The following is a 22,984-nucleotide window of genomic DNA, read 5'->3' as shown; positions in this document are numbered from 1 at the left end:
TCATGGCGTCAGTTCCGGGGACGGGCTGGCCTGAGCCGGGCTCTGGTCGGCGCTGCCGTTGCCGGACTGGCCGCGGGCCGGGATGGTGCCCATGCGGGTTTTCAGCGTGATGTTTGCATTGTTCATTGCGCTGCCGTAGTAAGCCGCGTTGGCCATGACTTTTTGCACATAGTCACGCGTTTCGCTGAAAGGAATGGTCTCGGCATAGATGGTGCCATCCATCGGCGTGCTGGCCTGCCAGGCGCGGGCGCGGTTCGGGCCGGCGTTATAGCCGGCGGTCGCCAGGACCGGATTGCCGGACAGTGAGGTCAGTACGTATTTCAGGTACCAGGTGCCAAGCTGGATATTGGTTTCAATATCGTTGATGGCCAGCTGGTTGGAAAGGCCCATTTTCTTGGCAACCCAGCGTGCCGTCGCCGGCATCAGCTGCATCAGCCCGGTGGCGCCGGGGCCGGATCGGGCCATGGTGATGAAGCGGCTTTCCTGGCGGATCAGACCGTAGACCCAGGCATCATCGATGCCGATCTGTTTGGCGTAGCGCTGGGTGATCTCCTTGAAGGGGGTCAGATAGCGCAGGGAAAAGTCATGCTGGGTCTGGGTCCGCTCCGCGCTGTAGATGGCCATGTCGTAAAAACCCACTTTGCGGGCAATTTCGGAGGCGGCCAGCAGCTGCATGTCGCTGCGGCCGCGCATGGCCCAGCGCCACTCGTTCTGGGCCTCGCTGCGCAGATCAGGGCGCCGGGCATTTTCGGCGATGTCGTACAGGGCCAGGGCGCGGATGATGGCCGGATCGCGGCGCATCAGGGCACTGTCCTGCTCGCCGGGGGTGCTGCGGTCGGGCAGCGCCTTCAGGCTGTTGCCAAGCTCTTCCTGAGCCAGCAGGCCGTAATAGCCGCGATCGTTGCTGGCACGGGCCAGCAGGGCGTTGGCCTCTCCTTGCTGATTGCGGGTGCGCAGGGCGCGGGCCAGCCAGTATTGCCAGGCTGGTTTGGCGCTCAGCGCGGGCGGCATCGACTGAATGACATTTTGCAGGAGATCCCACTGCCCCTGGCGCAGGGCGGCACGGGCCCACCACTCCCATTGGTCGTTGTTCAGTTGCTGCCTATCTGCGCGGGCATACCAGTTCAGGGCGTCGTCCATCTGCAGCTTGCGGGCTGCCAGCAGCGCCAGTTGGCCCCAGCCATAGCCGGCAGCCGATTTGCCGATGCTGTCCTCAACGGCGCTCAGCGCTCTGGCGGCATCCTGCGGGTTGTTGCGGGCCTTGTTTTCGATCGACAGCAGCATGATCTCCTGCCCCTGTCTGGTCGAGAGGTCAACCTTGCCCGGGCTGTTGATCAGGGTGGCATTGAAGGGCAGATTGTTGTTGTCGGCCAGCTGACGCGCCTGGGTAAGGTAATTGCCGGTCAACAGTCGGCGCAGGCGTTTCCACAGCCAGTCCTGGCTGAGCAGGCCGCGCTGTGCTGCGGCGTTGATCAGGGTCGTGCAGCCTTCCGGGGCGGGGCGGCCATCCAGGAAGCGGTCCAGATTGGCGGGGGCCGTGCCCTGGCGCAGCGTCAGCAAATCGCCATAACACTGGGTTTCCTCGTCACGTCCTTCGGGCGGCAGCTTGCTCCACTGGCTGGCAAACAACGCCCAGTTGCCGCGCTGGCCGAGTTTTTTCAACCACTCGCGGCGGACTTTTTCCGTCAGGATGCCCGGACCATTCTGGTCGAGAAAGCGCTTGATCTGATCGTCGTCGTCTTTGTCCAGTGCCTTGAGGGTGATCCAATAGGCTGGGTAAATGGCCAGAGGGTCGTTCCCCATGCTGGTGGCGTATTGTTGCAGGCGGCTCAGGTCGTTGGCCCGGTAGGCATCCAGCGCGCCGATCAGGTCGCTCTGTGTGGAGGCCTGGCTGAGGGCCGGCATGGTGAGGAGGGCGGCCAGCAAGGCCTGGCGCAAGGTACGAGAGATGACGGTCATGCGAATATCCATATGGGTGGCGCAGTCTGCCGGTTGTCATGTGGCCGGTCGCTCAGGGCAAATATCCCGCAGAAGGGATAAAACCGGATTTTGCCGATGGCGTCCTGAAGGACCGGTTTTTATGGCTAGACAGCCGGGTATCGAGCAAATTCCATAGGATTTTACTTGCTGCAGTGCAGCTTGGCAGCCGGAATGGGGTTGTTATTGAAAATTACTATGGCTTGGCGGGGGCGGACAGCGAGTCATGGCGGTCTTCCGCTGTGCGGTATGCCGCAGGGACATGACCGCACGCGGGAGGGGTCAGACGAATTCGACCGGGACGAAGAAGCTTTTTCCTGTGCGCGAAACCAGTACCTGCGGCTGGCCCGCGACCACGCTGCGGAAGGCGCGCGGCAGGCGACGCCAGTCCATGAATTTGATCTTGATGAGTTGATCGTTGACGTTCATGTTGCGCTCCAGTTCGGGTGAGCCGGGTGGCTCGGTCCGTTGACGATTAATCCACCTGGTGGATGACTCGGGTCACCACGCCCCAGATGAAAAAGCTGGCATCTTCGGGCACTTCAATGGGGGAAAAATCCGGGTTTTCCGGCATCAGGCGGATGCCCTGTGCGGTTTTTTCCAGTCTTTTGACCGTCAGCTCGCCATTGATGACGGCGACGACGATCTTGCCATGGCGCGGCTCGATCGAGCTGTCGACCAGTAGCATGTCACCATCCAGGATGGCGGCGTCACGCATGGACTCTCCCTTGACCGTGACCATGAAGGTCGTGTCCGGGCGCCGGACCAGCAGCGTATTGAGGTCGATGTCGGCCTCGCGCAGATCATCTGCGGGTACGGGGGCGCCGGCTGGCACGCGGCTGGCAAACATCGGCAGGGACAGTGCCGTCAGGCTTTGCCCGAGCGTGCGAAAATCTTCCGCCTGGCTACGTTGCAGCGTCCGCAGTGCGCGATAATCGCTCAGCCACTGGTCCAGCAGGGGCTTGAGGGGCTCAGGCACCCGCATGGCAACCGTCTTGTCCGCGCCAAAGCGGGGTTTGCGTCCTGCTCCCTCGCGTTTTCCGCCTTGTGTCATCTGACTGCTCCTTCAGCGTTTTTTTTGATTATGTACATAATCATCCGGTGAGGCAAGTTTGTTGGGCGGGGAGTGATGTGTTGCTGCAACAGAATGAAAAAACGAAACGATTACAATGGGTTGTCTTGACTGGCGTCAGCCTTTCCGTGTCGAGGCGGTTGACACGGTGCTGGTTCCGCCTAAAATCCGAATCGTTCCCCTTGCTGCTGAAAGCCTTCCATGTCCGACCCGGCTCCCTTGCTGATCTGTCCCAAATGTTGCTCTCTGGACATTGAGGGGCCCGAGTTCCCGCAAGATGAAGATATGATGCTTTGTCGTGGCTGCGGCCATGCGCTCAGCTATGCCGTCATGAGTGCCGAGGTGCGGGAGGCCATGGATGGTGCGGTGCGCCTGATTCACCTGCGCGTGGCGCGCAAGCTGATGGATCTGGAAAAGCCCAAGGCCTGATCCGGCGCACGTCCTCAGCGGCTCTGCGTCAGCGCCAGTTTGATTCCCAGCAGTACGAATACACTACCGGCCAGACGGTCCAGCCATTGGCCCGTCTGCGGCCGTCGCTTGAGCCATTGACCGACTGCGCCGGAAAAATACCCCAGCAAAGCAAACAGCAGCCCGCCCTGCAGCGTGAACAGTAGACCGAGCAGGGTGATCTGCAGGCTGACCTGTCCGTGGCGGGTGACGACGAACTGCGGCAGGAAGGCCAGGAAGAACAGCACAACTTTGGGGTTGATGGCAGAGGCCAGGATGCCGCGCAGCAGGTAGCGGCGCCAGGGCTGTGATGCCGTTGGCTGGCCGCTTTCAAAGCGCGTTCCGCCGCTTCTCAGCGCCTGGATGCCCAGGTAGATCAGGTAGGCGCCGCCGCTCAGGCGCAGCAGGGTGAAAGCTGTCGGGCTGGCGGCAATCAGGGCACTGACGCCCAGTGCGGCCAGGATGGTGTGATTGATGCAGCCCAGTGCGCATCCGAGCCCGAACAGCATGCCGGGCTTGCGACCATTGCTGATCCCGGTGCTCAGTACCATGAGATTGTCAGGGCCGGGAGCCAGCGTGATCAGGATGGCGGCAGCCAGAAACGTGGCGACTTGTTCGGGGGTCAGGGGCATGCGGGTCTCCTTTGTTCACGCAGCAGTGTACGTGTTGCCTCCGGCGTGTCCAGTGCGTGAGGGGGGAGATGCGCGATAAGTAATTGTTTTTTCATGCCATGATAAATGAGAATAATGTCAATACTTGGAAGGAATGAGATTCTTCCTAGCCATTTTTTGTAAAATGTATGGCATAAAATTCCGTAGTTTGATATTTCTATGCAAGCCTCATTGCAGGATGCTGATCCATATTCAAATTTCCACGGTCGCTCAAATCCTGGTTTTACGCCTCGTGAGTGTGTGTCAATCAAGAACATATAGGTGATATCTTGAGCCCTTCCCAACAGAGTCCGTCGCCTGCCGGAACCGCCAGCGGTGGTTCGGTCGCGCTGTTTTTCATCCAGATGTTTGCCACGCTGGGTTTTGCCGTGTTGTATTCGACCCTGGTGCTTTATGCCACCAAGCGGCTGGGTTTCAGCGAGGATAAAGCCAATGCCATGATGGGGGTCTTCGGGGCTTTCAATTACGGCTTGCACATGTTTGGCGGGTATCTTGGCGGTCGCTTTCTCAGTAACCGAAATTTGTTTGTTCTCGGCATGGTGTTGCAGGTCTTTGGCTGCTATCTGATTGCCGAAATGGGGGTGCCCGGCCTGTACTGGGGGCTGGCCATGTTCCTGACCGGCAGTGGTTTGAACGTGACCTGCCTGAACATGATGCTGACCCAGCGTTTTTCTCCCGATGACGAGCGCCGCGAAAGCGCGTTTCTGTGGAATTACGCTGGCATGAATCTGGGGTTTTTCCTTGGTTTTACCGTTGCGGGCTACTACCAGCTGTCGGGTGACTATCACTCGCTGTTCCTGTTTGCCACGATCGGCAATGTGCTGGCGATTGTGATTTCCCTGCTGTGCTGGCGCATCCTGGCGGATATCAGCACACCGCTGAAGCTGGCCAGCGGACGACCTTTCTTCCTGCGCATGGCCGCGGGCCTGGCGGTGCTGGTGCTGCTGGTGCCGGTCATCCGCATTCTGCTGACACATACCGAGCTGACCAACTCTTCGGTGATTGTCCTGGGCCTGGTGGTGCTGGCCTGGCTGTCGATGCTGACCCTGCGTCACCCGCATCGTGGTGAAAAGAAGCGCATGGCGGCCTATCTGATCCTGGCGCTGGGCTCTCTGGTGTTCTGGTCGCTGTATCAGTTGGCGCCCATGGGGTTGATGCTGTTCTCCGAACACAATATCAATCTCAATGTCTGGGGGATTCAGGTTGCACCGCAATGGATCCAGAACATCAATACGCTGGTGATTGTGGTCGGTGGCCCGCTGATGGCCTGGTTGTTCAATCGCATGCGCCAGCGTGGCAGCAAGATCGATATTCCGCTGCAGTTTGCCGCCTCGCTGTTCTGCATGGGGCTGGGTATGCTGGTGCTGCCGATCGGGATTTCGCTGGCCGGCGCAGATGGTCTGGTGGCCTTCAAGTGGATTGCCCTGAGCTATCTGCTGCAAAGCATCGGCGAACTGCTGATTTCGCCGATCGGCTACGCCATGATCGGCAAGCTGGCCCCGTCGCGCTATCAGGGGGTGATGATGGGCTGCTGGATGATGGTGACCGGGGTGGCTTCGGTTCTGGCCAGCTACATTTCCGGCATGATGCCGCAGAATATCGGCTCGACGCCGGTGGCGACCAATCCTGGCTTCAGTTCAGTGTTCAGCCAGCTGGGCTGGGGCTCGGTGGTGACCGGTGTGCTGCTGTTGCTGCTGATTCCTTTCCTGCGTCGTCTGATCAATGAAGCGCAGCCGGTCGCTGCGGCCGACGATGATGCGGCGCTGGCGGAGCAGCGTGCCTGACGTTCTTTGCCCGTATCAAATCCAATGCCCCTTTCTGAAGGGGCATTTTTTTTGTCTGTCATTTTAAGACTACGCCCGAAGAGCGCTCTGGGTGTGGTGCGATACATTCCGGGTTTTATCCGGATGATGTGTAATGCGTAAATGGTGGCTGGTTGCTTGTTTATTAGGTGGGGTGCTGAATCTGCAAGAGGTATGGGCAGCCCAGTGTGGTTCGGAGACGATGCCTGTGGACAGGGGCGCCTTGCGCTGTGCGCTGGATCTGGGCGTGGTGGCGAATGCGGATGAGGATCAGCGTGAAAAGATCATGGCCGCGCTCACCACAGCTGCCAGTCAGCATGAAGGCGTGTATTTCCCGAGCGGGGTATATCGCATTGAAGGCGATTTGGTCCTTGGGTCTTATATGAGCATGGTCGGCTCAGAAGCGGGATTGACCATTTTTCGCAGTGTCAGCACTGAACGCTCTCCCAAGGTAGGGGAGCAAAACTACTCCGTCCCCGTGACGGATCTGACGATCCGCGACATGGTCTTTGATAATGTCGTGGTGGATTTTTATGGTAACCGCAAGGCGCGGATTGCGATCAGCCATGACGCGTTCCTCAATACGGTCGGCGCCGAGCAGTTATCCGTTGCCCATGTGCCCTATCAGGTGATTGGCAACGTCTTTATGCGGGACAGTGCACACCCCGGCAGCGCCCTGAGTACTTATCGCAATGTGTCCACCCTGATCGAGGGTAATTATCTTGGCGATGCCGCCAATCAGGCGAAGGCTGCCGCTTATCTGGACAGCGAGACGGATGCCCTGATCACCCGGATACAGGCGTCGGCCCGAGCCGGCGGGCTGGTCATGCTGCCGGATCAAGGCAACTTCATCAATGGCTGGTATGCCACGGATGGTTTGAGCAATTCCACCTTCCGCCGCAACTTCTTTGCCGGCAATGATTTACCCTTGCTGCTCAATCCGCTTACTGGCAAGTACGAGCTTGGTCGTGACCATAACGTCTATATCAAGCAGTACAACAATGTAGATGTTTATCAGAATTACTTTGCCGGCTGGCCGGATGATGAGTCGGGCGGCTTGAAATTTCGCAATGCTCAGGGCCTGACTTTTGCCGCCAATTACCTCGATCACATTTCAGTGGTGGCGCGCAGTTACGACAATAGTGCCACCATGCTGATGGATGACAGCTATTTCTTTAATAATCAGATCGAGCGCGGTGGCATTGGTTACTGGCAGAATTTTACTGATACGGCAGACAAGCATATCGAGGTGAAGGATTTTCTGGTGTTTGACAACCTGTTTGATGCCATGGATGACCACCGTTGTCGGGTGAGCACCACCAATAGAAATATTGGCGGTGAGTTCTTGGCGAATTTTGCCAGCAACCATTTTGCTGACGGATTGGCGGTGCCGGAATGTGACTTTACCGATATGCCACTGGATCAGTTGGTGGCACGCTTGCCCGAGAGCAAGCGTGTGTACTTGACCATGCAGCCGATTCAGCCTGGTGCGTGAGCCGGGCCGGCAGGCGCCGAGCACTGCACGGCGTCTGCTTATTGCGCTTTATAGAAGCACTTGGCGCAGACAGAGCGGTAACGCGCCTCGCTGCCGATTTCGATTTGCGGCCCATCGACAATGCGTTTGCCCTGGCTGTCGACCCGCAGATGCATGGTGGCCTTGCGGCCGCACAGGCAGATGGTGCGGATTTCCTCCAGGTCCTCAGCGAGGGTCAGCAGGTGGGCCGAGCCGGGGAAGGGTTGGCCCTGAAAGTCCGAGCGCAGGCCGAAGCAGATCACCGGGATATTGCGCAGGTGGGCCAGACGGTGCAGTTGGGTGACTTGCTGCGGGGTCAGAAACTGCGCCTCGTCAATCAGCAGGCAGGCGGTTTGCGTCAGCGGCAGGGCAAAGAAGTCCAGTTGATCGTCGAAGGTCAGGGCGTCGCGCTGAATGTCGAGCCGCGAGGTGATCTTGCCGCTGCCATAGCGGTCATCGATGGCCGCTGTGTACAGGGTGACGCTCATCCCCAGACTTTCGTAATTATTGGCGATTTGCAGTAGCAGGGTGCTTTTGCCGCTGTTCATTGCCGCGTAGCGGAAAAAAAGCTTGGCCATGATGCGTGGGTCCGGGAAGTTCAGCTGGGGCGAGATATTATCAAATGAGATTGGTCTATTCCAATCGATTTTTATTGATGTGTCGGGTGACAGCAGGCCCCTTGGTCTCTAAAATTTGGCGGTTTAGTGCTAACTGACAAGTGAGTATCATGCCGTCATTCGATATCGTTTCTGAAGTCAATCAGGTGGAAGTGCGCAATGCGGTGGACCAGGCCAACAAGGAAGTCTCCACGCGTTATGATTTCAAAGGCAGCGATGCGCGTATCGAGGCCAGTGACAAGGTGCTGACCTTGTTTGCCGATGCCGAGTTTCAGCTGGATCAGGTCAAGGACATCCTGCTTGGCAAGCTGGCCAAGCGCGGGGTGGATGTGCGCTGCCTGGATCATGGCAAGCTGGAAAAGGTCAGTGGTAACAAGGTGAAGCAGGCGATCACGGTTCGCGAAGGGATCGAGACCGAGCTGTCGAAGAAGATCGTCCGCCTGATCAAGGACTCGAAGCTCAAGGTGCAGGCCAGTATCCAGGGTGAGGCCGTACGGGTCAGCGGCGCCAAGCGCGACATTCTGCAGGAATGCATTGCGCTGATGCGCAAGGAAATTACCGACTTCCCGATTCAGTTCAATAATTTCCGCGATTAAATCACCGGTCTGACCCCGGTGGTCATTGTCCAGGCAGGCGCGGCGTGGCGAACGGCAGGCCGTTGCCTTCGCCGCGCAGCTTGGGCAGGGCGTCGTCCAGCGTCTCCGCCAGCGCCTCCAGATGGCGTGCCAGGGTAAGGTTCAGCCAGGCTTGCTGCGGGCTGGGGGGGATGGCTGGCGGCGGAAAGTCGCCAGCCGGAATGTCAAATTGCTGTGCCAGCCGCTGCAGGGCGGCAACCACCCGGTCGTGCCCCGATTCTACCGAGCTGTCGGGCGTGCGCTGCGGGTCGCTGGCCTCGCTGGCGAGGAATTCGATCGTGATGCGCGCATGGTGCAGCTGACTGAGGATGGCTTTCAACGCCTTGTTGCCAAGCCGGGTTTCGCGAGCCACGGCGGCAATCAGCTCGCGCATCTTGGTGTGCCGGCTGGCCAGGCCCTCCGCCAGCGTGCTGTTGTATTCGCCGCTGGCATTCATTTCCCGATACAACCAGCTGATCCCCTCCAGGCTTTCTTCCAGCATGAAGCTCCAGTGGTCTCGTGCGCGCTCCGGGAAGAGCATGCCGAATGCGATGGCCAGCACTACACCGGCATAGACATTGACCATCCGCCACAGGCCGACGTCGAAGCTGCTGTTGGTCGAGACGATGGCCAGGGTGATACAGGTGAGCAGGGCGATGTAGCCACCGCCGCGCACCGCCCAGAAGCCGCCGTAGCCGATGATGGCCAGAATCGCCAGCGAGGCCAGCGGGGGGAAGTTGTGGGTCAGGAAGATCACCAGAAAGCCGCCCAGCGCTCCCAGCGTGGTGCCGATCAGTCTTTGTTTGCCTTTTTCCACGATGCTGCCGGTATGGGGCAGGCTGCCCATGACGACGGCGACCGTCACCGTCATCCAGACCGCGTGGGGCTCATTGAGGAGCTCGCCGATCAGTCTGGCGGTGAGGAAGGCCAGGGCCAGGCGCAGGCCATGAATCACCGCCAGCTGGTGGTAGCGGAAGCGCGGGTGTAGCCAGTGGTTGAGTTGGCGGCGAAGGTCCATGCGCGATCAGTCCGGTTGTGCCTGCTGTTGCCGGATTTCCCGGATGACGTGCTGCAGTAGCGACCAGGCGATGCTGGCGCGAAATGGCAGCGTCGGCAGCTGGTCGACGTCAAACCATTGCGCGTCTTCGATTTCGCCGGCCTGCGGCACGATGTCGCCGTCCAGGTAGTCGGCGACAAAGGCCAGCATCAGCGAGTGCGGGAAGGGCCAGGACTGTGAAGCGACGTAGCGCAGATTGTGAATGCGCACGCCGACCTCTTCGAAGGTCTCGCGGTGTACGCACTGCTCCAGCGTTTCGCCGGGCTCGACGAAGCCTGCCAGCGCACTGTAGACCCCTTCGGCAAAATGCGGGGCGCGCGCCAGCAGGATCTGGCGTCCCCGGGTGATCGCCACCATCATGGCCGGGGCCAGCCGGGGGTAGTAATGGGCATTGCAGGCAGGACAACGCTTGCCGCTGTCGTGGCTGTTTTGCAGCAGGGGGCCGGCGCAGTGGCCGCAGAAGCGGTGTTCGCGCTCGAAGGTCAGCAGCTGGCGCGCGCGCGCCAGCGCCTGACGCATTGGTTCGTCGGCTTCGGCCAGCAGGGGGCGCAGAGCGGTCCAGCGGCTGCCGGCGGGCGGCGGGCCGACCAGTTCGGCGCTGTAGCAGTCGTGGCCGTCTGCTGTGCCGATGTGGCGCCTGCCGGTCAGAGAGAGTCCGAGGTCGCTGTCGGGCAGGCGGTCCTGCAGCAGCAGGACCTGGCCTTCGTGCCAGATGAACCAGCGTGCCGGGTGGTTTTCTGCTTGTTGTTCTCCGTTGCTTGCGCTCACCAGACTATTCCCGATCTGTTTATCAAGCGCTGATTCTAACAAGCCCGGGTTGGCGGATCAAAAGCCGCCATGCTCAGGCGTCATACATCCAGCGCTCGCTTTGATGGCGCACCGTGTCGGACAGTGAGCCGCTGAGGTTGAAGCGGGTGCGCAGCCAGTCGCTGTCGCTCTGGCGCCGGGCGACGCGCTCGCGCAGTTGCAGGCGGCAGTCCTCCAGGCCGAGTGCCTGCGCACTGTCGCTCAGGCGATCGAAGGTGCCGAGCATGTCCTCCAGCAGACTCAGGCGCTGCTGCCCGCCGCCGGGGATGATGTCGCCGTCCAGACCGAAACGGCAGGCCTGGAAGCGGTTGTAGGTGTAAGGCAGGTACAGCGCACTGTCGATCGCATTCCAGTTGGTCTCCAGGCAGTGATGGGCCAGCATGCGGGCATAGCCGGCCAGCAGCGGGGCGAGCCCCAGCGTCAGCGGCGTGTCGCAGATGCGGATTTCCACGGTGCCGAATTCCGGCTTGGGACGAATATCCCAGTAAAAGTCTTTCATGCTGGCGACGATGCCCAGGCCATGCATTTGGCCGAAATAGTGATTGAAGCTGTCCCAGTTCTGTACCGGCGGCATGCAGCCGGACAATGGAAAGGCGTTGACGCTGGACAGGCGCGACGTCTGGAACAGGGTGTCTGCGCCCTGATAGAACGGCGAGGAGGCTGACAGGGCGATGAAGTGCGGGATGTAGCGCGACAAAAAGTGTGTCAGCCGCACGGCGCTGTCGCCATCCGGGCAGCCGACGTGGATGTGCTGGCCAAAGACGGTGAACTGCTTGGCCAGGTAGCCGTAGAGTTCGGATACCAGTTGGTAGCGTTCCTTGGGGTAGATGCGTTGCTCGCCCCAGCGCTGGAAGGGGTGGGCGCCGCCCCCGGCCAGGCCGAGGTTGAGCTTTTCGGCGCTCTGGTTGAGGAGCTCGCGGATGGCGTGCAGCTCTTGGCGCATGCTGCCCAGGTCTTCATGTACGCCGGTGGCGATTTCGATCATGCCCTGGGTGATTTCCGGCTTGATGTCGTAGCCATGGGCCTGGCGGTCCAGCAGTGTCAGCAGGTCGTCCGAGCCGCGCGTCAGATTGTAGTCGCGGCGGTTGACGATCATCAGTTCCAGTTCCACGCCGAGGGTGAGGGGCTGGCTGGGTTTGAATTCGAGCATGGGCGTCTCCTCAGGTTCAGTGGGTTTGGCTGGTTTCGCCGGCGAGGCGCAGGGCCAGCTGTGTCAGGGGCGGGCCGGCCAGTTCGGTGAAGCAGAGCATGGCGACGATGAGGGGCAGGATGGTGCCGACGCCGGGCGGCAGCAGGGTGCTGGCAGACAGCAGGGCCAGGTTGGCGGTGCCGGACATCGGCATCAGCGCCAGGCCCATCAGGGCGCCGCGACGGCGGCTCAGTCCGTTGGCGTGTGCCATCAGGCTGCCGACCGCGACCTGTACGCCGCTGCGCAGGGCGACCAGCAGCAGCGCCAGTGGCCATAGCTCGCTCAGTACGCGCAGATCGAGGCGGGTGCCGGCGATGACGAACAGTGCGGCAAAGAACACCACGCTGTGACGTACGACCCAGGGGCTGCCGACGGCATAGCCATGCGGCAGATTGCGCGTCGAGAGGCCGAAGATCAGCAGGGCCAGTGCCGGCAGCAGCTGCAGGGCGCTCGACAGGCCGACGGTCAGGGCGATGAGTGCAAACAGCAGCACCTCCTGGGCTTCGCGGAACTGGGCGCCGATCCAGCGGTTGAGGTGAATCGCCGCCAGGCCGCTGGCAAGGCCGATGGCGGCCGAGCCGAGTAACAGCCAGCCGGGCTGAAGCAACCATTGTTCGACAGCTTGTCCGCTGACCTGGCGTCCCCAGGCGAGTACCAGACCGTAGCCGGTGAGTGCCAGCAGATTGCCGATGCCGGCGCAGGCCACCAGGCGCTCGCTGACCTGGCCCTCGGCGCGGCTTTCGCGCAGGACTTCCAGCAGGATGGCCGGTGAGCAGGATAGTGCCAGGGCGGCCAGCAGTGCCGCGCCGCTGAGGCTCATGCCAAAGGCGGGGGTGACCAGCAGCAGGGTGGTGAAGCTGATGGCGGCGCTGCCCAGGGCAGTCAGCAGCAGAATGCGTTCGCGGCGCAGCCAGTGCAGGTCGATGCGCCGGCCGAGTTCGAACAGTGCAATGCCGAGGGCCAGCTGGGCGAACAGGTCGGAGGCATCGATCAGGGGCTGGCTGATCAGGCCCAGCCCGTGCGGGCCGATGATCAGTCCGGTGACAATGTAACCGGTGACGGTCGGGATGGTGCTGCTTTTGCGGGCGAGTTGTCCGCCCAGGATGCCGAGCGCCAGGATGATGCCCAGGGCGGTCAGCGGATTGAGCAGGGTGAGCGAGGCGACGTTGATGGTCATGCGTTCCTCTCGTTGTTGTGGCGTAAACTATAGGGACAGATATGCAGTCCGCTAAGTTCATGCAAATGTTTTATAGTTTCAGGCGGACGGGCTTTTTTCGGGGGTGAAATGGTCGTTGTTTTGTTGGCCTGGCTGTATGTGATCGTGATTTTCGCCGTTGCGCAAACCACGATGGTGGCGACGGTGTCGGTGTTGTTTTTTCTGGGGGTGCTGCCGGTGCTGGGCATGGGGTGGGTGTTGCGGCGTCGGCGCAGAATGCGTCTGGCCCGTCTGGAAAAACGGGTAAAAGCTTGAGTTTGTCTTATGCGGGGTGATAAAATCCCGCGTCCCCCATTTTTCGGGGGAAAATAACGCACATCCGCGCCAAAGGGTGCCTGCTGCATGATGCAGGGGTTGTCTGCGCGGATGGAGGCCTAACCCTTTAAGGAGTTTTTGTATGTCCACCAACGTTACCATGCGTCAAATGCTGGAAGCCGGCGTTCACTTCGGCCACCAGACCCGTTTCTGGAACCCGAAGATGTCGCAGTTCATCTTTGGCAGCCGCAACAAGATTCACATCATCAACCTGGAAAAGACCCTTCCGATGTTCGTGGAAGCCCAGGAATATGTGCGTCGTCTGGCCGGCAACAAGGGTACTGTCCTGTTCGTAGGCACCAAGCGTCAGGCGCGTGAGATCGTCCGTGAAGAAGCAACCCGTTGCGGTATGCCGTTCGTCGACCATCGCTGGCTCGGCGGCATGCTGACCAACTACAAGACCGTCAAGCAGTCCATCAAGCGACTGGAAGACAAGCGCGCCGTACTCGAAGGCGCTGGCGAAACCGGTTACAACAAGAAGGAACTGTTGGATCTGGAGCGCGAAGTGGCCAAGCTGGAGCGTTCGCTCGGCGGTATCAAGGACATGAAGGGCCTGCCGGACGCGATCTTCGTGATCGACACCGGTTATCAGAAGGGCGCCATCGTCGAAGCCAAGAAGCTGGGTATCCCGGTCATTGGCGTTGTTGATACCAACAACTCGCCGGAAGGCATCGACTATGTCGTGCCGGGTAACGATGACTCCAGTCGCGCTATCCGCCTGTACGCTCGTGGTATCGCTGACGCCGTGCTGGAAGGCCGTGCCCAGTCGATCCAGGAAATCGTTGCTGCCGAACCGGCAGCGGCCGAGTAAGGTCGAGGCATGAAAGGGGCGCCAGCCCCTTTTTTTGGCCTGAGCTTCACGTAACGGAAAATTTTAAGGAGTTTCTAGCATGGCGGAAATTACCGCAAAGATGGTCGCCGACCTCCGCGCCTCGACCGGCATGGGTATGATGGAATGCAAAAAGGCACTGGTTGAAGCCGAGGGCGACCTGAAGCGCGCCGAAGAAATCCTGCGCATCAAGTCCGGCGGCAAGGCTGCCAAGCTGGCTGGCCGTACTGCTGCCGAAGGTGTGATCTCCACCTTCACCGAAGGCACCGTTGGTGCCATGGTTGAAGTCAACTGCGAAACCGACTTCGTGGCCAAGGATGAAACCTTCCTGGCGTTTGCCAAGGCTGCTGCCGAAGCGGTCGTCAAGGCCAATCCGGCTGACGTCGAAGCGCTGGGCGCCGTGGTTGTCGGTGGCCAGTCGGTTGAAGAAATCCGCAAGGCGGCTATCGCCAAGCTGGGCGAGAACATGTCGGTTCGCCGTTTCGTTCGCTACGAAACCGCCGGCAAGATCGCTACCTACCTGCACGGCAGCAAGATCGGCGTGATCGTTGACTTCGTTGGTGAAGACCAGCTGGGTCGCGACATCGCCATGCATGTTGCTGCCTCCAAGCCGATCTGCGTTTCCAAGGATCAGGTTCCGGCCGAGACCCTGGAAACCGAACGTCGCATCTATACCGAGCAGGCAGCCCAAAGCGGCAAGCCGGCCGATATCGTGGCCAAGATGGTTGAAGGCCGTGTGACCAAGTATCTGGCTGAAGTGACCCTGCTGGGTCAGCCGTTCGTCAAGAACCCGGATCAGACCGTCGAGAAGCTGCTCGCTGAAAAGAGCGCCAGCGTCAAGGCGTTCGCCATGTTCGTGGTCGGCGAAGGCATCGAGAAGAAGGTTGTGGACTACGCTGCCGAAGTGGCCGCCGCTGCCAAGATCTGATTTTCGCATTTCGTAGTTGGCACAACGACGGCACCCTGCTTCAGGGTGCCGTTTTGTCAGGCGAAGCCTGTTTAACAAAAATCACTACCGAGGTCTCCGCAATGAGCCAAGTTCCCGCCTTCAAACGCATTCTGTTGAAATTATCCGGTGAAGCCCTGATGGGCGATGACAGCTATGGCATCAACCGGCCCACGATCGAGCAGATCGTGCAGCAAATCAAGGAGGTGGCCGAGCTGGGCGTGCAGATCGGCATTGTGATCGGTGGCGGCAATATCTTCCGTGGCGTGGCGCCGGCAGCCGCCGGCATGGATCGTGCCACGGCGGATTATATGGGCATGATGGCCACGGTCATGAATGCCCTGGCACTGAAGGATGCCATGACGCGCGTAGGTCTGGTGGCGCGCGTGCAGTCCGCGCTGACCATGCAGCAGATTGCCGAACCGTATGTGCGCGGCAAGGCGATGCAGTATCTGGAAGAGGGCAAGATCGTGATTTTTGCTGCCGGTACCGGTAATCCTTTCTTTACTACCGACACGGCGGCAGCACTGCGCGGCATGGAAATGAATGTCGACATCATGCTGAAGGCCACCAAGGTGGATGGTGTCTATACGGCCGACCCCAAGAAGGATCCGGCGGCGACCCGTTATGCCTCGCTGACCTTCGATGAAGCCATTTCGCGCAATCTGAAGGTCATGGACGCCACGGCGTTTGCGCTGTGCCGTGATCAGCACCTGGATATCAAGGTATTCAGCATCTTTAAGGATGGTGCGCTGAAGCGTGTCGTGCTTGGCGAAGATGAAGGCACGCTGGTACACTGCCAAGCTTGAATAATGATGATCGGGCGGAATCGGCGCTCTGCCGCTTCCGCTTTGTTTTTCCCAGTTTCACTGTTGGAGTCAGCATGATTAACGAAGTCAAGAAATCGGCCGAGCAGAAGATGCAGAAGTCTCTGGAAGCCTTCAAACACGATCTGGCCAAAGTGCGTACCGGCCGTGCGCATACCGGCATTCTTGATCACATCATGGTGGATTATTACGGTAACGACACCCCGATCAACCAGGTTGCCAGCGTCACCCTGATCGATGCCCGCACCATTGGCGTGCAGCCGTGGGAAAAGCCCATGCTGGCCAAGGTGGAGAAGGCCATCCGTGATTCCGATCTGGGCCTGAACCCGGCGGCCATGGGCGAGATCATCCGCGTGCCGATGCCGATGCTGACCGAAGAACGCCGCCGCGATCTGATCAAGGTCGTGCGCGCCGAGGCGGAGAATGCCCGCGTTGCCGTGCGCAACGTGCGTCGCGATGCCAATAACGAATTCAAGACCCTGCTCAAGGACAAGGACATCACCGAAGATGACGAGCGCCGTGGCCAGGATGACATCCAGAAGCTCACTGACAAGTATGTGGCCGAGATCGACAAGGCCCTGTCGGTCAAGGAATCCGAGCTGATGGCGGTATAAAGCGTGGCCCTGTTTGGAAGTTCGACCCAGGTGGTGCCGGATGCCCCGGTGGTGCCGCGTCACATTGCCATCATCATGGATGGCAATGGGCGCTGGGCCAAGAAGCGCCTGCTGCCGCGCGTGGCGGGCCACAAGCGAGGCCTGGATGCCGCACGCAACATCGTCACCGCCTGCCGCAAGCTGGGTGTCGAATACCTGACGCTGTTCGCGTTTTCCACCGAAAACTGGCGCCGGCCGCAAGATGAAGTGTCCTTCCTGATGGAGCTGTTTCTGCGGGCGCTGGAGAGCGAAGTCGAGCGGCTGCAGGACAACAACATACGTCTGCGGGTCGTCGGCAATCGCGAGCGCTTCGCGCCATCGCTGGTTGAACGCATTGCCGCCGCCGAGACGCGCACGGCGGCGAATACCGGGCTGGTGCTGACCATTGCGGCCGATTACGGCGGGCGCTGGGATGTACTGCAGGCAGCCAATGCCCTGGTGGCCGATGGCGTGACCCAGATTGACGAAGCGGCGCTGGCCTCGCGTCTGGCCATGTCTTACGCGCCGGAGCCCGACCTGTTCATCCGTACGGGCGGCGAGCAGCGGATCAGCAATTTCCTGATCTGGCAACTGGCCTATGCCGAACTGTACTTTACTGATGAACTCTGGCCTGACTTCGATGCAGGTGCTCTGGACCGGGCGATTGTGTCCTATCGTGAACGCGAGCGTCGCTTCGGTCAGACCAGTGAACAACTTCCCGAGGCCCGGCGTCGGGGCTGAACATGCTTAAAACCCGTATCCTCACAGCCCTGGTCCTGTTGCCGTTGATGCTCGCCGCGCTGTTTGGCTTTCCGACCCTGCAATGGCAGGGTTTTTCCGCCCTGGTCTGCGGGCTGGCCCTGTGGGAATTTGCCCGCATGGCCGGTTTCAGCCCGCGTGACAATGCCCTCTACCTGATCATTTCCGCCCTGCTGGCGGGGTTGATTGGCTGGCGTCACTGGGAGATGCCGGTCGCCATGCACGGACTGGTGCTGGTCTTCTGGCTGTTGCTGGTGCCGCTGTGGTTGCGCCGTCGCTGGGCCTTGCCCAAGGGACTGGCCGCTGGTGTGCTGGGCTGGCTGCTGATGTTCCCCGCCTGGTTTGCCATGGTGAACTGGCGTGCGGTCGCCGATCTGGCGCATGGCCGCCAGTTGCTGGCGATCATGGCCCTGGTCTGGGTGGCTGACGTGGCAGCCTACTTTGCCGGCAAGGCTTTCGGGCGCCACAAGCTGGCCCCGGCCATCAGTCCCGGCAAGAGCCGGGAAGGGGTGCTGGGTGCCCTGGTCGCTGTGGCGCTGTTTGCCGTCTGGGTCGGTCAGGCCGGCTGGATGTTGTTGCCGCTGTCGTCCCTCGGCCTGCTGCTGCTGGCCCTGCCGCTGACCCTGGTGAGCGTGTGTGGCGACCTGCTCGAGTCCTGGTTCAAGCGCGGGGCGGGGATGAAGGACAGCAGTGCGCTGTTGCCCGGCCACGGCGGGGTGTATGACCGGATTGACAGCCTGGTGGCCGTGCTGGCCGTCAGTAACGCCCTGCGGGTTCTGGCCGGGTGGTAAGGGTCGGCGGCCCTGCCGCCTGATCCGCTTCTTGCCGTACGCGTGGCGTGCGGTACTACGATGATTCCCGAGTTCGATAGATGAAACCTCAAGGTATTGCCGTACTTGGTGCAACGGGCAGTATTGGCGTCAATACGCTGGACGTGCTGGCTCGCCACCCTGAAACCTACCGGGTGGTGGTGCTGACCGGCAACCAGCAGGTTGAGCGTATGCTGCAGCAGTGCCGCCAGTTTCTGCCACGGCTGGCTATCATGGCCGATGAGGCCAGTGCCGTCCGGCTGCGCCAGTTGCTGCAGGAGCAGGGTATTCCGGGCATTGAGGTTGGCCATGGCGCCCAAGCGCTGGTCGATGCGGTTCAGCTGCCTGAGGTCGATGTCGTCATGGCGGCGATTGTCGGGGCAGCAGGGCTGCCCTCGGCGCTGGCTGCCGCACAGGCAGGCAAACGCGTGCTGCTGGCCAACAAGGAAGCCCTGGTGGTGGCCGGTCGCCTTTTCATGCAGGCGGTCACCTCGGGTGGCGCCACATTGCTGCCGGTCGATAGTGAGCACAGCGCCATTTTCCAGTCGTTGCCGGGGCATTGGTGCGGTGATCTGGATGCGGCCGGTGTCAGCAAGATCATTTTGACCGCCTCCGGCGGTCCCTTTCGCACCCGCGACGCGGCCACTTTCTCCGAGATCACCCCGCAGGACGCCTGCCGTCACCCCAACTGGGAGATGGGGCGCAAGATATCAGTGGACTCTGCCTCGCTGATGAACAAGGGGCTTGAGGTGATTGAGGCCCACTGGCTGTTTAATGCCCCGGTGGATCGCATCGAGGTGGTCATTCATCCGCAAAGCGTGATCCACTCGATGGTGCAGTATCGCGATGGCTCGGTGATGGCACAGCTCGGTTCGCCCGACATGCGTACCCCGATCGCCTGTGCCCTGGCCTGGCCTGGCCGGATGGATGCCGGGGTGCCGCCGCTGGATTTTCGTGCGCTCTCGGCGCTGACCTTCGAGCAGCCCGACCTGGCGCGTTTTCCCTGTCTGTCGCTGGCTTTTGCGGCCCTGCGAACCGGCGGTGACGCCCCGGCGGTGCTGAATGCCGCCAATGAGGTGGCCGTGGCCGCCTTCCTCGACGGGCGTGCCCGCTTCGTGGATATTCCGGCGCTGGTCGATGCCGCGCTGAGCCGTCTGGATCTTTCCGCCAGCCATACCCTTGCCGAGCTGCTCGACAAGGATCAGGCGACACGGGCATTTGTTTTGTCACAGATTGGGGTTTGATGATTACATTTATTGCCTTTCTGGTTGCCATCGGCGCCCTGGTGACCTTCCACGAATTTGGCCACTATCTCGTCGCCAAGCTGTTTGGCGTCAAGGTGCTGCGTTTCTCCATCGGTTTTGGCAAACCCCTGCTGTCCTGGCGCATGTTCGACACCGAGTGGACGATCTGCCCGATTCCGCTCGGCGGCTATGTGCGCATGCTGGACGAGCGGGAAATGGCGGTGACCGAGGCGGAGCGTCCGCACAGTTTCAATGCTCAGCATGTCCTGAAGCGAATGGCCATTGTGGTCGCGGGCCCGCTGGCCAACCTGCTGCTGGCTTTCCTGCTGTACTGGGCTGTCATGGTGCATGGCGTGGTACAGCTGCACCCCTGGGTGGGGACGGTGGTGAACGGCTCTCCCGCCGCCAGTGCCGGTTTCGTGCCGGGAGATCGCCTGCTGGCGGTGGGTAATCAGGCCGTCGATGACTGGCAGGGGGCTCGCCTGGCCCTGCTGGATCAACTGGCTGGTCGCAGTGCAGCGCTGGATGTCCGCGTGCAGACCGGGCAGGGCGAGGCGGTACGCCGGGTGGATGTACCCCGTTTTGCGGCACAGTTCGCTGCGGCGTTCGAGTCTGGCGATATCGGTATTCTGCCGGCGCGTTATCTGCCGGTGGTCGGCGCCCTCGTTGAAGGCGATGTGGCGCAGCGCGCCGGTTTCCGTGTCGGGGATGTCCTGCAAACGGTCGATGGTCGCGCGCTCACGGACTGGCAGTCGTGGGTGACGGTCATCCGCGATAATCCGGGCAAGGCACTGAATGTCGGTTTGCTGCGGGATGGCAAACCACTGACTCTGGTGTTGCGCCCTGCCTCTGTCGACAGCGGCGAAGGGTTTGTCGGCCATGCGGGACTGAGTCCGCGTGTCGATGCCGGCTGGGTCAGAAGCTTGCAGTTTACCCGGCATTTTGCCGGGGGGGAGGCTGTCGGCGCCGCACTGGCCAAAACGTTCGATACCAGCTGGATGAGCGTGAAATTCATGGGGCGCATGCTGGCGGGGACGGCTTCCGTGGATAACTTGAGCGGCCCGCTGGTCATCGCGCGTGCTGCCGGCCAGAGCGCCCGCGAAGGGCTGGTGGCCTATCTGGAGTTTCTGGCGCTGATCAGTGTCAGTATCGGGATACTTAATTTGCTTCCGATACCGGTTCTGGATGGCGGGCACTTAATGTATTATACGGCGGAGCTTGTCAGGGGGAGGCCATTGAGCGAGCGGGTGCAACTGCTCGGACAGCGTGTCGGGTTTGCGATGCTGTTTGCTCTGATGGCCTTTGCAATGCTAAACGATATCAGCCGCCTTTTTGGGGGTTAAAAAGATCCTATGAAATTGAAACTCGTCGCGGCGGCCGTGTTGGGCCTGTCCTCTGCTGCCTGGGCTGTCGATCCGTTTGTCATCAAGGATATCAAGGTCGAAGGTCTGCAACGTACTGAAGCCGGCACGGTCTTCAACTATCTGCCGCTGAAGGTGGGAGATACCTTTACGGACCAGAAGGCCAGCGAGGCCATCAAGGCGCTGTTCGCCACCGGCTTCTTCAATGATGTGCGCGTCGAGTCGTCGAACGGCATCGTGATGGTGGAAGTGGCCGAGCGCCCGGTGATTGCTCAGCTCACCATTACCGGCTCCAAGGAGTTCGACAAGGAGCAGCTGAAGAAGGCGCTGAAGGAAAACGGTCTGGCCGAGTCGCGCGTGTTTGATCAGGGGCTGCTGGATGGCGCCGTGCAGGAACTCAAGCGCCAGTACTACAGCCGCGGCAAGTATGCGGTCGAGATCAATCCGCATATCAGCAAGCTGGATCGTAACCGGGTATCGATTTCGCTCGACATCACCGAAGGCATTACCGCCAAGATTCGTGAAATTCGCCTGGTCGGCAACCAGGCATTCGACACCTCGACCCTGATGGATCAGTTCTCCCAGACAACGGGCAGCTGGACCTCCTGGATCAGTCACGACGACCAGTACTCGAAACAGAAACTGACCGGAGACCTGGAAAAGCTGCGTGCTTTCTATCAGAACCAGGGTTACCTCGAATTCAATATCGACTCGACGCAGGTGGCGATTGCCGCTGACAAGGAGTCGGTCTATCTGACGATCAATCTGACCGAAGGCAAGCGCTATACACTGGGTGAGCTTCGGCTGGGCGGCGACCTCAAGGTGCCGGAGGCCGAGCTGCGCTCGCTGCTGCAGGTCAAGACCGGGCAGATTTTCAATCGCGAAAAAGTCAATGAAACCGTCACCGCGCTGACCGACCGTCTGGGGCGCGATGGCTATGCCTTTGCCAACGTCAATGTGGTGCCTGAACTGGATCGCGAGCATGACATTGCCAATCTGACGTTCTTTGTCGATCCGGGTCGTCGCACTTACGTACGCCGTATCAATATTTCCGGCAATACCAAATCTCGTGACGAGGTGATTCGCCGTGAAATGCGTCAGCTGGAAGGTGCTTACTACAACAGCGCCAACATCAAGCGCAGCAAGGAGCGCGTTGATCTGCTCGGCTATTTCGAGGACATCAACATTGAAACCCCGGCGGTCGGTGATGTGCCCGATCAGGTTGATATGAACCTGAGTCTCAAAGAGCGCTCGACTGGCAGCATCAGTGCCGGTATCGGCTTTGTTCAGGGTGAGGGTCTGCAACTGTCGGCCGGGATTTCGCAGAGCAATGTCTTCGGTTCCGGCAAGACAGCGGCATTGAATATCTCGACCGGCAAGGTCAACAAGACGCTGTCGCTGTCGTTTACCGACCCGTACTACACCACTGATGGGGTGAGCCTGGGTTATAACGTGTACCGACGCCAGTACAACCCGGACACCATCAACCTGTCGGAATACAAGACCACCAGTTCGGGGGCCAGTGTGACGGCCGGGGTGCCGGTCACCGAACGCGACCGTGTTAATTTCACGCTGGGTTTTGATGTCACCAATATCACGACCTTCAGCAATAGTCCGCAGCAGTATATTGACTATGTCAACAAGCACGGCAGCAACAGTACTACCCTGTCAGGCGGGGTGAGCTGGGGCCGTGATACGCGGGACAGCGCGCTGTGGCCGACACGTGGTTACACGGCCAATGTGTCGTTCGATGCGGGCTTGCCTGGCGGCAACGTGAACTACTATCGCCTGGGACACAGTGAGTCGTGGTTCTTCCCGCTCAGCAAGACCTATACCCTGATGCTGGGTGGGGAAGTCGGCGCCATTAACGGCTATGGCAAGACCAGCACGGTTCCGTTCTTCGATAACTACTACCTGGGCGGTATCGGATCGGTGCGCGGCTTCGACAGCGGCAGCATGGGGCCGAAAGACAGCAATGGTTACGCCCTCGGTGGTACCCGCAAGATGGTGCTCAATACCGAGCTGCTGTTCCCGTTCCCGGGCATGCGTGACAACAAGTCGGTACGCATGAGCCTGTTCGGCGATGCCGGTACCCTGTGGGATGACAAGAACCCCAGCGTGTCTGCCAGCAGCGGCTTCCGCTACTCTGGCGGTCTGGCCCTGACCTGGCTGTCGCCTGTCGGTCCGATGAAATTCAGCTATGCCGTACCGATGCACAAGCAGCAGGGCGACAAGATCCAGCGCCTGCAATTCCAGCTGGGTACCGTGTTCTAAGCGGAG

Annotated in this window: 23 protein-coding genes; 14 read left to right on the top strand and 9 right to left on the bottom strand. The window is 60.5% G+C overall.

The features are described 5' to 3' along the window. From JNO51_RS08550 to JNO51_RS08540, 3 genes are all read right to left on the bottom strand, one after another. Complete coding sequence (locus JNO51_RS08550) at positions 1–1,959, bottom strand: lytic transglycosylase domain-containing protein (RefSeq protein WP_215782589.1); 1,959 nt, start codon at positions 1,957–1,959, stop codon at positions 1–3. A gap of 300 nt (positions 1,960–2,259) precedes the next feature. Continuing rightward, a complete protein-coding gene (locus JNO51_RS08545) occupies positions 2,260–2,406 on the bottom strand; it encodes a hypothetical protein (protein WP_215782588.1) in 147 nt (48 codons plus the stop codon). A gap of 46 nt (positions 2,407–2,452) precedes the next feature. After that, the gene (locus JNO51_RS08540; protein WP_215782587.1) at positions 2,453–3,031 is read right to left on the bottom strand and encodes a LexA family transcriptional regulator; all 579 of its coding nucleotides are present in this window, start codon (positions 3,029–3,031) and stop codon (positions 2,453–2,455) included. 303 nt (positions 3,032–3,334) lie between these two features. Here JNO51_RS08540 and JNO51_RS08535 point away from each other — a divergent pair, with 303 nt between their 5' ends. Next, positions 3,335–3,478, top strand: coding sequence for a hypothetical protein (locus JNO51_RS08535; RefSeq protein ID WP_215782586.1), 144 nt, complete (start codon positions 3,335–3,337; stop codon positions 3,476–3,478). Positions 3,479–3,492: 14 nt separating this feature from the next. On the opposite strand, the gene JNO51_RS08530 is transcribed toward JNO51_RS08535, so the two are convergent. Continuing rightward, the gene (locus tag JNO51_RS08530; RefSeq protein ID WP_215782585.1) at positions 3,493–4,128 is read right to left on the bottom strand and encodes a LysE family translocator; all 636 of its coding nucleotides are present in this window, start codon (positions 4,126–4,128) and stop codon (positions 3,493–3,495) included. A gap of 308 nt (positions 4,129–4,436) precedes the next feature. Between JNO51_RS08530 and JNO51_RS08525 the strand changes: the two genes are divergently transcribed. Beyond that, the gene (locus JNO51_RS08525; protein ID WP_215782584.1) at positions 4,437–5,951 is read left to right on the top strand and encodes a peptide MFS transporter; all 1,515 of its coding nucleotides are present in this window, start codon (positions 4,437–4,439) and stop codon (positions 5,949–5,951) included. Positions 5,952–6,084: 133 nt separating this feature from the next. Then, positions 6,085–7,464 (top strand): glycoside hydrolase family 55 protein, encoded by a 1,380-nt coding sequence (locus tag JNO51_RS08520; RefSeq protein WP_215782583.1) that lies wholly within the window; start codon positions 6,085–6,087, stop codon positions 7,462–7,464. A 38-nt stretch (positions 7,465–7,502) separates the two neighbouring features. Here JNO51_RS08520 and JNO51_RS08515 read toward each other — a convergent pair whose 3' ends face one another. Continuing rightward, the gene (locus tag JNO51_RS08515; RefSeq protein ID WP_215782582.1) at positions 7,503–8,060 is read right to left on the bottom strand and encodes a thymidine kinase; all 558 of its coding nucleotides are present in this window, start codon (positions 8,058–8,060) and stop codon (positions 7,503–7,505) included. A gap of 149 nt (positions 8,061–8,209) precedes the next feature. Here JNO51_RS08515 and JNO51_RS08510 point away from each other — a divergent pair, with 149 nt between their 5' ends. Then, positions 8,210–8,695, top strand: coding sequence for a YajQ family cyclic di-GMP-binding protein (locus tag JNO51_RS08510; RefSeq protein ID WP_215782581.1), 486 nt, complete (start codon positions 8,210–8,212; stop codon positions 8,693–8,695). Between the two features lie 22 nt (positions 8,696–8,717). Here the strand turns inward: JNO51_RS08510 and JNO51_RS08505 are convergent, their stop codons facing one another. From JNO51_RS08505 to JNO51_RS08490, 4 genes are all read right to left on the bottom strand, one after another. Then, positions 8,718–9,731, bottom strand: a complete 1,014-nt coding sequence (locus tag JNO51_RS08505) for an FUSC family protein (protein WP_215782580.1) — start codon at positions 9,729–9,731, stop codon at positions 8,718–8,720. 6 nt (positions 9,732–9,737) lie between these two features. After that, positions 9,738–10,538: an NAD(+) diphosphatase gene (nudC, locus tag JNO51_RS08500; RefSeq protein ID WP_215782579.1), complete on the bottom strand. Its 801-nt coding sequence runs from the start codon at positions 10,536–10,538 to the stop codon at positions 9,738–9,740. Positions 10,539–10,611: 73 nt separating this feature from the next. Beyond that, positions 10,612–11,727 (bottom strand): YbdK family carboxylate-amine ligase, encoded by a 1,116-nt coding sequence (locus JNO51_RS08495; protein WP_215782578.1) that lies wholly within the window; start codon positions 11,725–11,727, stop codon positions 10,612–10,614. Positions 11,728–11,743: 16 nt separating this feature from the next. Beyond that, positions 11,744–12,943, bottom strand: a complete 1,200-nt coding sequence (locus JNO51_RS08490) for a cation:proton antiporter (protein ID WP_215782577.1) — start codon at positions 12,941–12,943, stop codon at positions 11,744–11,746. A 108-nt stretch (positions 12,944–13,051) separates the two neighbouring features. On the opposite strand from JNO51_RS08490, the gene JNO51_RS08485 reads away from it, so the two are divergent. The 10 genes from JNO51_RS08485 to bamA all read left to right on the top strand — a co-directional run bounded on the left by JNO51_RS08485 (position 13,052) and on the right by bamA (position 22,978). Then, positions 13,052–13,237, top strand: a complete 186-nt coding sequence (locus JNO51_RS08485; RefSeq protein ID WP_215782576.1) for a hypothetical protein — start codon at positions 13,052–13,054, stop codon at positions 13,235–13,237. A gap of 142 nt (positions 13,238–13,379) precedes the next feature. Then, positions 13,380–14,108, top strand: coding sequence for a 30S ribosomal protein S2 (gene rpsB / locus JNO51_RS08480; protein ID WP_215782575.1), 729 nt, complete (start codon positions 13,380–13,382; stop codon positions 14,106–14,108). Positions 14,109–14,187: 79 nt separating this feature from the next. Then, positions 14,188–15,054, top strand: coding sequence for a translation elongation factor Ts (gene tsf, locus JNO51_RS08475; RefSeq protein ID WP_215782574.1), 867 nt, complete (start codon positions 14,188–14,190; stop codon positions 15,052–15,054). A 101-nt stretch (positions 15,055–15,155) separates the two neighbouring features. After that, a complete protein-coding gene (pyrH, locus tag JNO51_RS08470) occupies positions 15,156–15,881 on the top strand; it encodes a UMP kinase (RefSeq protein ID WP_215782573.1) in 726 nt (241 codons plus the stop codon). A 74-nt stretch (positions 15,882–15,955) separates the two neighbouring features. Beyond that, on the top strand, positions 15,956–16,513 hold the full coding sequence (frr, locus tag JNO51_RS08465; RefSeq protein WP_215782572.1) for a ribosome recycling factor: 558 nt from the start codon (positions 15,956–15,958) through the stop codon (positions 16,511–16,513). Positions 16,514–16,588: 75 nt separating this feature from the next. After that, positions 16,589–17,272, top strand: coding sequence for a polyprenyl diphosphate synthase (gene uppS, locus JNO51_RS08460; RefSeq protein WP_252346231.1), 684 nt, complete (start codon positions 16,589–16,591; stop codon positions 17,270–17,272). 2 nt (positions 17,273–17,274) lie between these two features. Next, positions 17,275–18,081 (top strand): phosphatidate cytidylyltransferase, encoded by an 807-nt coding sequence (locus JNO51_RS08455; RefSeq protein ID WP_215782571.1) that lies wholly within the window; start codon positions 17,275–17,277, stop codon positions 18,079–18,081. Positions 18,082–18,161: 80 nt separating this feature from the next. Next, entirely contained in the window at positions 18,162–19,343 is a 1,182-nt protein-coding gene (gene ispC / locus JNO51_RS08450; protein ID WP_215782570.1) for a 1-deoxy-D-xylulose-5-phosphate reductoisomerase, read from the top strand. Further along, a complete protein-coding gene (gene rseP / locus JNO51_RS08445; RefSeq protein ID WP_215782569.1) occupies positions 19,343–20,686 on the top strand; it encodes an RIP metalloprotease RseP in 1,344 nt (447 codons plus the stop codon). The genes ispC and rseP overlap by 1 nt, the downstream gene beginning before the upstream one ends. A 9-nt stretch (positions 20,687–20,695) precedes the next feature. Beyond that, complete coding sequence (bamA, locus tag JNO51_RS08440; protein WP_215782568.1) at positions 20,696–22,978, top strand: outer membrane protein assembly factor BamA; 2,283 nt, start codon at positions 20,696–20,698, stop codon at positions 22,976–22,978. The last annotated feature ends 6 nt before the right edge of the window (positions 22,979–22,984 follow it).

The sequence above is a fragment of the Paludibacterium sp. B53371 genome, assembly GCF_018802765.1.
Classification (GTDB): domain Bacteria; phylum Pseudomonadota; class Gammaproteobacteria; order Burkholderiales; family Chromobacteriaceae; genus Paludibacterium.
This window is presented reverse-complemented; position numbering and strand designations above follow the sequence as displayed.

Excerpts from the sequence above, each read along its gene's own strand:
- tsf (WP_215782574.1), top strand. The coding sequence starts at position 14,188 with ATGGCGGAAATTACCGCAAAGATGGTCGCCGACCTCCGCGCCTCGACC.
- JNO51_RS08490 (WP_215782577.1), bottom strand. The coding sequence starts at position 12,943 with ATGACCATCAACGTCGCCTCGCTCACCCTGCTCAATCCGCTGACCGCC.
- bamA (WP_215782568.1), top strand. The coding sequence starts at position 20,696 with ATGAAATTGAAACTCGTCGCGGCGGCCGTGTTGGGCCTGTCCTCTGCT.
- JNO51_RS08505 (WP_215782580.1), bottom strand. The coding sequence starts at position 9,731 with ATGGACCTTCGCCGCCAACTCAACCACTGGCTACACCCGCGCTTCCGC.
- JNO51_RS08545 (WP_215782588.1), bottom strand. The coding sequence starts at position 2,406 with ATGAACGTCAACGATCAACTCATCAAGATCAAATTCATGGACTGGCGT.
- JNO51_RS08495 (WP_215782578.1), bottom strand. The coding sequence starts at position 11,727 with ATGCTCGAATTCAAACCCAGCCAGCCCCTCACCCTCGGCGTGGAACTG.
- uppS (WP_252346231.1), top strand. The coding sequence starts at position 16,589 with ATGGATGGCAATGGGCGCTGGGCCAAGAAGCGCCTGCTGCCGCGCGTG.
- JNO51_RS08515 (WP_215782582.1), bottom strand. The coding sequence starts at position 8,060 with ATGGCCAAGCTTTTTTTCCGCTACGCGGCAATGAACAGCGGCAAAAGC.
- JNO51_RS08485 (WP_215782576.1), top strand. The coding sequence starts at position 13,052 with ATGGTCGTTGTTTTGTTGGCCTGGCTGTATGTGATCGTGATTTTCGCC.
- rpsB (WP_215782575.1), top strand. The coding sequence starts at position 13,380 with ATGTCCACCAACGTTACCATGCGTCAAATGCTGGAAGCCGGCGTTCAC.
- rseP (WP_215782569.1), top strand. The coding sequence starts at position 19,343 with ATGATTACATTTATTGCCTTTCTGGTTGCCATCGGCGCCCTGGTGACC.
- JNO51_RS08550 (WP_215782589.1), bottom strand. The coding sequence starts at position 1,959 with ATGACCGTCATCTCTCGTACCTTGCGCCAGGCCTTGCTGGCCGCCCTC.
- frr (WP_215782572.1), top strand. The coding sequence starts at position 15,956 with ATGATTAACGAAGTCAAGAAATCGGCCGAGCAGAAGATGCAGAAGTCT.
- JNO51_RS08520 (WP_215782583.1), top strand. The coding sequence starts at position 6,085 with ATGCGTAAATGGTGGCTGGTTGCTTGTTTATTAGGTGGGGTGCTGAAT.
- JNO51_RS08455 (WP_215782571.1), top strand. The coding sequence starts at position 17,275 with ATGCTTAAAACCCGTATCCTCACAGCCCTGGTCCTGTTGCCGTTGATG.
- JNO51_RS08510 (WP_215782581.1), top strand. The coding sequence starts at position 8,210 with ATGCCGTCATTCGATATCGTTTCTGAAGTCAATCAGGTGGAAGTGCGC.
- pyrH (WP_215782573.1), top strand. The coding sequence starts at position 15,156 with ATGAGCCAAGTTCCCGCCTTCAAACGCATTCTGTTGAAATTATCCGGT.
- JNO51_RS08535 (WP_215782586.1), top strand. The coding sequence starts at position 3,335 with ATGATGCTTTGTCGTGGCTGCGGCCATGCGCTCAGCTATGCCGTCATG.
- JNO51_RS08540 (WP_215782587.1), bottom strand. The coding sequence starts at position 3,031 with ATGACACAAGGCGGAAAACGCGAGGGAGCAGGACGCAAACCCCGCTTT.
- ispC (WP_215782570.1), top strand. The coding sequence starts at position 18,162 with ATGAAACCTCAAGGTATTGCCGTACTTGGTGCAACGGGCAGTATTGGC.
- JNO51_RS08530 (WP_215782585.1), bottom strand. The coding sequence starts at position 4,128 with ATGCCCCTGACCCCCGAACAAGTCGCCACGTTTCTGGCTGCCGCCATC.